Below are 7,403 nucleotides of genomic sequence, written 5' to 3'. Positions count from 1 at the left end.
GGCCCCGACTGTGGTACTGCCTTACAGAGACTTCGTCAGGTTTGTGATGAAATACCGCTTTGCCCGTGAAAGGTGCCATCTGTGTCGCAGGAAGATCAGGGGCCGGACGGTCGCCGAACAGGCGCCGAACGGGGCGGGCGGGAAGGGCTGCCGGTGACGGCGGACCTCCCGGGCCGCCCCGACCACCACCATCGCGCCCGTACCGACCGGATCGTGTTCGGTGTCACCGCAGTCCTCACCGTGGCGTTCGTCGTCTGGGGCGCCACGGCCACGGACAGCCTGGAGAGCGCGTCGAGCGACCTCCTCGACGGGCTCATCCGCAACGGCGGCTGGGCGTTCATGCTGGCCGCGTCCGGCTTCGTCGTCTTCGCGCTCTGGCTGGCCATCAGCCGCTACGGCCGGATCACGCTCGGCCAGGAGAGCGAGGGTCCGGAGTTCCGGACGGTGTCATGGATCGCCATGATGTTCAGTGCCGGTATGGGGATCGGCCTGATGTTCTACGGGGTGAGCGAGCCGCTCGCCCACTACGGCACCCCGCCGCCCGGGACCCACCCCGCGGACTCGGCCGAGCGCATGCAGACCTCGATGGCCACCACGCTCTTCCACTGGACGCTGCACCCGTGGGCGATCTACGCGGTCGTCGGCCTCGCCATCGCGTACTCCACGTTCCGGCGGCGGCGACGGCAGACCATCAGCGCCGTGTTCGTCCCGCTGATCGGTGAGAAGGCTGCGTACGGCGGGCCCGGGCGGGTCATCGACATCCTGGCCATCTTCGCCACGCTGTTCGGATCCGCCGCGTCGCTGGGTCTGGGCGCGCTCCAGATCGGCAGCGGCTTCGAGGAGCTGGGCTGGATGGAGAAGACCGGCACCGGGCTGCTCGTCGCCATCATCGCCGTACTGACCGTGGCGTTCGTCTTCTCCGCCGTGTCCGGTGTGGAGAAGGGCATCCAGTGGCTCTCCAACATCAACATGGTGCTCGCCGGGGTACTCGCCCTGTTCGTGTTCATCGCGGGCCCCACCATCATCGTGCTCGACCTGCTGCCCACCTCGATCGCCGCCTACATCGACGACCTGCCGCAGCTCGCCGGCCGCACGGAGGCGACCAGTGGCGCGGAGATCCATGACTGGCTCGGCAGCTGGACCGTCTTCTACTGGGCCTGGTGGATCTCCTGGACGCCCTTCGTCGGCATGTTCATCGCCCGGATCAGCCGGGGTCGCACCATCCGCCAGTTCGTCGGCGGGGTCATCCTGGTGCCCAGCACCGTCAGCCTGGTGTGGTTCGCCGTCTTCGGCGGTACGGCGATGAAGCTCAGCGAACAGGGCGACCTGGCGGGCGAGACGACCCCGGAAGGGCAACTCTTCGGTGTGCTCCAGGAGTTCCCGATCACCGGCACGATGAGCCTGCTCGTGATGGTCCTCGTCGGGATCTTCTTCGTGTCGGGCGCGGACGCCGCCTCGATCGTCATGGGCACGCTCTCCCAGCGCGGCGCCTTCGAACCCACCCGCCCCGTGGTGGTGTTCTGGGGCGTGGTGACCGGCGCGGTCGCCGCCATCATGCTCCTCATCGGCGACGGCCAGGGCGACGCCCTCGCGGGCCTGCAGAACCTCACGATCCTGGTGGCGGCGCCGTTCGTCCTGGTGATGATCGGCATGTGCGTGGCCCTGATGCGGGACCTCCGCAGGGACCCGCTGATCGTCCGCGGCGAGGTGGGCGTGGAGGTCGTCGAACTCGCGGTGATCGCCGGCCACGAGCGGTACGACGGCGACTTCGAGCTGAGGATCGGGCCCGGCACCCAGGACGCCGGCGGGCCCTGAACCACACGCGGACCGGCCACGGCCGGGCCGGTCACGCCCTGCCCGCCGCCTTCTGGGTCCGGCGGGACAGGGAGTCCACGACCACCGCGGCCAGCAGGACCGAGCCCGTGATCATGAACTGGACGGCGTTGCTCACGCCCATGATGTTCATGCCCGACTGGATGGAGCCGATCACCAGCGCACCGAGCAGCGCCGACCAGACGGTGCCGCGGCCGCCGAAGAGGCTCGTGCCGCCGATGACGGCTGCGGCGATGACGTTCATCAGGAGGTTGCCGCCACCGGAGGTCTGGCTCGCGGACTGGATCTGTCCGGCGAGGAAGATGCCGCCGACCGCCGCCATGGTCCCGGCGATCGAGAAGACGGACATCCGGACGAACGGCACGCTGATGCCCGCCCTGCGCGCACCCTCGATGTTGCCGCCGACCGCGAAGATCCGGCGGCCGTACGTGGTGCGCCGGAGCACGAAGTCCAGCAGCACCAGCACGATCAGGAAGATCAGCAGGGCCAGCGGCAGCCCCTGGTACTGGTTGAGGATGTACGCCGTGGCGAAGGCGAGGGCCGCGATCACGACGGTCCGCAGGACGATCTCGGCGATCGGACGGAACGGCACCCGGGCCTTCCGGCGGCGCCCGGCGTCCAGGAGCGAGGCCGTCAGGAACAGCCCCACTCCGACGGCCGCCGTCACATAGGCGGCCGCCGGGCTGTGGTAGATCGTCGAGTACAGCTTGGACACGATGCTCTCGCTCGGGATGTTGACCGTGCCGCTGGTGCCGAGTACCTGGAGCATCAGTCCGTTCCAGGCGAGGTTGCCGGCCAGGGTCACCACGAACGCCGGTACACCGACTTTCGCGAAGAAGAACCCCTGGATGAGCCCGACGGCGGCGCCGCCGGCGATGGCGACGAGCAGCGCGAGCCACTCGTTCATGCCGTTCAGGACGTTGAGGACGGCGAAGATCGCGGCGCACAGACCACTGACCGAGCCGACGGAGAGGTCGATCTCGCCGAGCAGCAGGACGAAGACGATCCCGATCGCGATCATGCCCGTGCCGACGATCTGCTGGCTGAGGTCGGACAGGTTCTGGGCCGACAGGAACGTGCTGTTCAGGCTGCCGAAGACCGTCCAGATGATGATCACGGCGAGCACGACGGGCAGCGAACCCAGTTCGCCGCTGCGCAACTTGCGCCGGAACTCGTCGACGTACCCCTTGACGCCCTCCTCACGGACGAGGAGACGGGTGTCGACGGCGGGCACGGCACCGGGTGCCGGTTCCTGGCCGGCGTCGTCGGCGCCGGAGGGGCCGCGGCCCCGGTCGCGTCTCATCGGTCCTCCTCCTGCTCCCGCTTGCGGGCCTGACGGCGGGTGACGGCACTGTCGCTGGCCCCCGTGATCGCGGAGATGATCTCCTCGGTGGTCGTCGAGCGCTTGTCGAAGAAGCCGTTGTTCCGGCCGAGGCGCATCACCGCGATCCGGTCGGCGACCGCCATCACGTCCACCATGTTGTGGCTGATCAGGATGGTGCCGAGGCCCTGTTCGCGGAGCCGCTCGACCAGGTCGAGGACTTCCGCGGTCTGCTCCACCCCGAGCGCGGCGGTCGGCTCGTCGAGGATGACGACCTTCGGCGAGCCGATGAGCGAGCGCGCTATCGCCACGGTCTGGCGCTGTCCGCCGGAGAGCGAGGCCACGGGGATGCGGACGCTCGGGATGCGGATGGAGAGGGTCTCCAGGAGTTCGCGCGCCCGCTGGTCCATGCGGACCTCGTCGAGCACGCCGAACCGGCGCAGCTCCCGTCCCAGGAACAGGTTGGCGACCACGTCGAGGTTGTCGCACAGCGCCAGGTCCTGGTAGACGGTGGCGATGCCGAGGTTCTGGGCGTCGTGCGGCCGGCTGATCGTGACCGGCTTGCCCTCCCAGGTGATGACGCCCTCGTCGGGCGGGTTCACCCCGGCGATCGACTTGACGGCGGTGGACTTGCCGGCGCCGTTGTCGCCGACCAGCGCGACCACCTCGCCGGGGTGGACGTCCAGGTCGAAGTCCTTGAGCGCCTGGACCGCGCCGAACCGTTTGGAGATGCCCCGGAGTGTGAGCACGGGTGACTCCGGCAAAGGAACCGCCTCCTCCGCTCGCCCGCTCGCGCGGGTCCGAGCCCCGCCGGGACGGCAGTCGCCCGGGCGGGACGTCCCGGGCGGACGCGCCCGGGACGGAACCGCCGCGCCGCTACTGGAGACCGGCCTCCTTGCAGGCCGCGGCATACGTCGGGGTGCAGATCTCCTGAACCGTGTACAGGCCGTCCTTCACCACGGTGTCCTTGATGTTGGTCTTGTCGACCACGACCGGCGTGAGCAGGTTGGCCGGGACCTTCTGGCCACTGCCGCTGGTGACGGTGGTGGGTACCAGATCGGACGGCAGCGCCTTGCCCTCGGCGAAGTCGACCGCCATCTGGGCCGCGATGTCCGCCTCCGGCTTGTACGGCTTCATGACGGTGATCGTCTGGGTGCCGAGCAGGATCCGCTGGATCGCGTCGAGCTGGGCGTCCTGGCCGGTCAGCGGCACGTTGATGCCCGCCGCCTTCAGGGCCGTGGCGATACCGGCGGCCAGTCCGTCGTTGGCCGAGTACACGCCGACGATGTTGTCCTTGCCCAGGGCGCTGATCGCGCCGGACATCTGCTGGTTGGCGTTGTTCGGGTCCCAGTTCGGCGTGTCGTACTCCTTGCCGATCTTCACCTTGCCGTCCAGCACCGAGTGCGCGCCGGCCTTGAACTCCGCCGCGTTCGGGTCGGTCGGCGACCCGTTGTGCATCACGATCTGCCCGCTCTCGGCCTTGTCGCCGAGCGCGTCGAGGAGTGCCTGGCCCTGCAGCTCTCCCACCTTGCGGTTGTCGTACGAGACGTACGAGTCCACCGGGCCCTGCGCGAGGCGGTCGTACGCGACGACCTTCACGCCGGCGTCATGGGCCTTCTGGACGGAGGACTGGATCGACTTGGCGTCCACGGCGTCCAGGATGAGGACCTTGTCACCCTTGGCGAGCGCCGTGTTCACCTGCTGTTGCTGGGTCGTCGCACTCTCGGCGGCGTTGTAGTAGTCGATCTGGGCGTCGGGCGCCAGTTCCTTGATCTTGGCCTCGATGTACGGCCGGTCGAACTTCTCGTACCGCGTGGTCTTGCTCTCCGGCAGCAGCAGGCCGATCTTCACGTCTTGCCGCGCCGACTCCGCGCCCGGCTGGACGGCCCCGCTGGTCGCCACCGCGCCCAGGCAGAGGGCGGTGGCTCCGGCCAGGGCTATCGCGCCCCGCAATGTACGGGTCATGGGAGGCTCCTTCCGTACTCCGCCTTCCCGACGCCTCGTGAGTGCGGGATGGAGGATGCACATGTGGCCTATATATCGACATTAGCGGCAAGCTGGGGACCGGCAAGCGGGTGAACCGGCTTCGGCCGGGCCCGCCCCACCACCCCGGCCGCGGGACCGCAGGTCGGGCCGGTGCGCGCCGCCCGGACGCGGCCGTGCAGGTCGGGGGCCGGTCCCCGTGCACGGCCGCGTCGGACCCGGTCGTGCGAGGCCGCGTCGGCCTCGGTCCGTGCGCGTCCGGCCGGACCCGGTCCCTGGGCCGTCGCGCCGGACCCGCTTCGTGCGCGTCGTGCCGGACCCGGTCCGCGCGCCGCCCTCCCCGGTGCGGCACCCTGGCGCCATGCGAATCCGCGTACCCTCAGCTCCCGCGATCCGGTGGCCGTCGCCGTCACCGAGGCCATCGTCAGCGGCGACCTCGACACCCTGCGCGGGCTGCTCGCCGAGCACCCCGGCCTGGCCGGCGCCCGGGTCGTCGAACACCGGGAGGGCCGCGGCCCCGGCGGTCGAAGCCTGCTGCACCTCGCCACCGACTGGCCCGGCCACCGGCCGCGCGGCCCGGAGACCGTCGCCGTCCTGGTCGAGACCGGGGCCGATCCGGACGCCCGCTTCACCGGAGCCCACCGGGAGACCCCCTGCACTGGGCGGCGAGCAACGACGACGTCCCGATGATCGACGCGCTCGTCGCCGCCGGAGCCGACATCGAGGCCGACGGAGCGGTCATCGCCGACGGTACGCCGCTGGCCGACGCCCGCGCCTTCGGGCAGTGGCGCGCGGCTCGTCGGCTGCTCGAACTCGGCGCCCGCCCCACCTTCCAGGACGCCGCGACCCTCGGACTCCTCGACCTCGTCGAGGCCCGCCTCGGATCCGACCCCGTCCCCTCGCCGGAGGAGATCACCCAGGCGTTCTGGGGCGCCTGCCAGGGCGGCCGGCTCGCCGTCGCCGTACGGCTCCTGGAATCCGGCGCGGACATCGACCGGATCGGCTGGGGCGACCTCACCCCGCTCGACATCGCCCGCGCCGAGCAGGCGGACGAGGTCGTCGGCCGGCTGACGGACCGGGGGGCGCGGACGGCCGCGGAGCGCCGGGCGGCCGACGGCGGGTGAGCGCGTCCGCCTCCCGAGCCGTGGGCCTCAGTACACGTCTCGCACGTACCGCTTGTCGGCGGCCAGCTGCTTGACGTACACCCCCGCCGACTCCTCGTCGAGCCCACCGTGCGTCACGGCGATGTCGCGCAGCGCACGGTCGACGTCCTTCGCCATCCGGGCCGCGTCGCCGCAGACGTAGAAGTGCGCGCCGGACTGGAGCCATGACCACAACTGCGGGCCGTGCTCGCGCATCCGGTCCTGGACGTAGACCTTGGCGCGCTGGTCGCGGGAGAAGGCCGTGTCGAGGCGGTCGAGCGTGCCGTCGGCGAGGAGGGCGGTGAGCTCCTCCTCGTAGTAGAAGTCCGTGGCGCGGTGCTGCTCGCCGAAGAACAGCCAGTTCGGGGACCGGTGGCCGAGCGCCCGGCGCTCGTCGAGGAAGCCGAGGAACGGCGCCACACCCGTGCCCGGCCCCACCATCACCATCGGGGTCGACGGGTCGGCGGGAGGCCGGAAGTGCGGGGAGCGCTGGACGTACACGGGGACGGGGGCGCCGGGTTCGGCATCGGCGAGGAACGGCGAGCAGACGCCCTTGCGGGGCCGGCCGCGGCGGTTCTCGTAGCGGACCACGGAGACGGTCAGGGACACCTGATGGGGGTCGGTGAGGGGACTTGAGGAGATCGAGTACAGACGCGGCCTGAGGCGGCCCAGGACCTCGGCCCACTCCTGCGCGGAGGCGCGCACGGGGTGCTCGGCCAGGACGTCCGCGGCCTGCCGGCCCCATGCCCACTGGGCTAGCCCGTCCTTGTTGTCGGGCCGGAGGAGTCGCTTGAGGTCGCGGTCGCCGGTCCGCTCGGTGACGAAGCCGAGGAGCGCGGGCGTGGCCCGGGTGATGTCGAGGTGGCGGTGGAGGGCCTCGCCGAAGGGCACCGGGCCCTGGCCGGGCAGGTCCACGGGGGAGTCCGCGTCGAGACCGGTGACGGCCAGCCACTCGGCCACGAGCTCAGGGCAGTTGACGGGCCGCACGCCGAGCGCGTCGCCGCTCTCGTAGCCGAGCGGCGCCCCGTTCTCGCTGGTGTCGAAGGTGAACCGGCGGACCTCCTTGCCCGCGCCCGGCAGGCTGAGCAGCCGGTTGCCGACGAGCCGGGCGCGGGCAAGGAGGT

The 7,403-nt window shown here is 71.0% G+C and carries 7 protein-coding genes; 3 read left to right on the top strand and 4 right to left on the bottom strand.

Annotated features, from left to right (window positions below):
* Nucleotides 1-81: 81 nt before the first annotated feature.
* Nucleotides 82-1,815, top strand: coding sequence for a BCCT family transporter (locus AOK00_RS31165; protein WP_079042294.1), 1,734 nt, complete (start codon nt 82-84; stop codon nt 1,813-1,815).
* A gap of 31 nt (nt 1,816-1,846) precedes the next feature.
* Here the strand turns inward: AOK00_RS31165 and AOK00_RS31160 are convergent, their stop codons facing one another.
* The 3 genes from AOK00_RS31160 to AOK00_RS31150 all read right to left on the bottom strand — a co-directional run bounded on the left by AOK00_RS31160 (nt 1,847) and on the right by AOK00_RS31150 (nt 5,119).
* On the bottom strand, nt 1,847-3,136 hold the full coding sequence (locus tag AOK00_RS31160) for a sugar ABC transporter permease (protein ID WP_055603542.1): 1,290 nt from the start codon (nt 3,134-3,136) through the stop codon (nt 1,847-1,849).
* Nucleotides 3,133-3,918: an ATP-binding cassette domain-containing protein gene (locus AOK00_RS31155; RefSeq protein WP_055603541.1), complete on the bottom strand. Its 786-nt coding sequence runs from the start codon at nt 3,916-3,918 to the stop codon at nt 3,133-3,135. The genes AOK00_RS31160 and AOK00_RS31155 overlap by 4 nt, the downstream gene beginning before the upstream one ends.
* Nucleotides 3,919-4,030: 112 nt before the next feature.
* Nucleotides 4,031-5,119: a substrate-binding domain-containing protein gene (locus AOK00_RS31150; RefSeq protein WP_055603540.1), complete on the bottom strand. Its 1,089-nt coding sequence runs from the start codon at nt 5,117-5,119 to the stop codon at nt 4,031-4,033.
* 414 nt (nt 5,120-5,533) lie between these two features.
* Here AOK00_RS31150 and AOK00_RS40860 point away from each other — a divergent pair, with 414 nt between their 5' ends.
* Together AOK00_RS40860 and AOK00_RS40855 are read left to right on the top strand one after the other, a co-directional pair.
* Nucleotides 5,534-5,827, top strand: coding sequence for a hypothetical protein (locus tag AOK00_RS40860; RefSeq protein ID WP_254047574.1), 294 nt, complete (start codon nt 5,534-5,536; stop codon nt 5,825-5,827).
* Nucleotides 5,791-6,261, top strand: coding sequence for an ankyrin repeat domain-containing protein (locus AOK00_RS40855; protein ID WP_254047573.1), 471 nt, complete (start codon nt 5,791-5,793; stop codon nt 6,259-6,261). Before AOK00_RS40860 ends, AOK00_RS40855 begins: the two co-directional genes overlap by 37 nt.
* 27 nt (nt 6,262-6,288) lie before the next feature.
* Here the strand turns inward: AOK00_RS40855 and AOK00_RS31140 are convergent.
* Nucleotides 6,289-7,403 (bottom strand): diflavin oxidoreductase (locus AOK00_RS31140; RefSeq protein ID WP_367870066.1); only part of this gene is annotated, 1,115 nt, incomplete at its 5' end.

Origin of the sequence: Streptomyces aureus, from assembly GCF_001418135.1 — a bacterium.
GTDB lineage: Bacteria > Actinomycetota > Actinomycetes > Streptomycetales > Streptomycetaceae > Streptomyces > Streptomyces aureus_A.
Note: the sequence above shows the minus strand (reverse complement) of the source record. Positions and strands in the feature narration are given on the sequence as shown.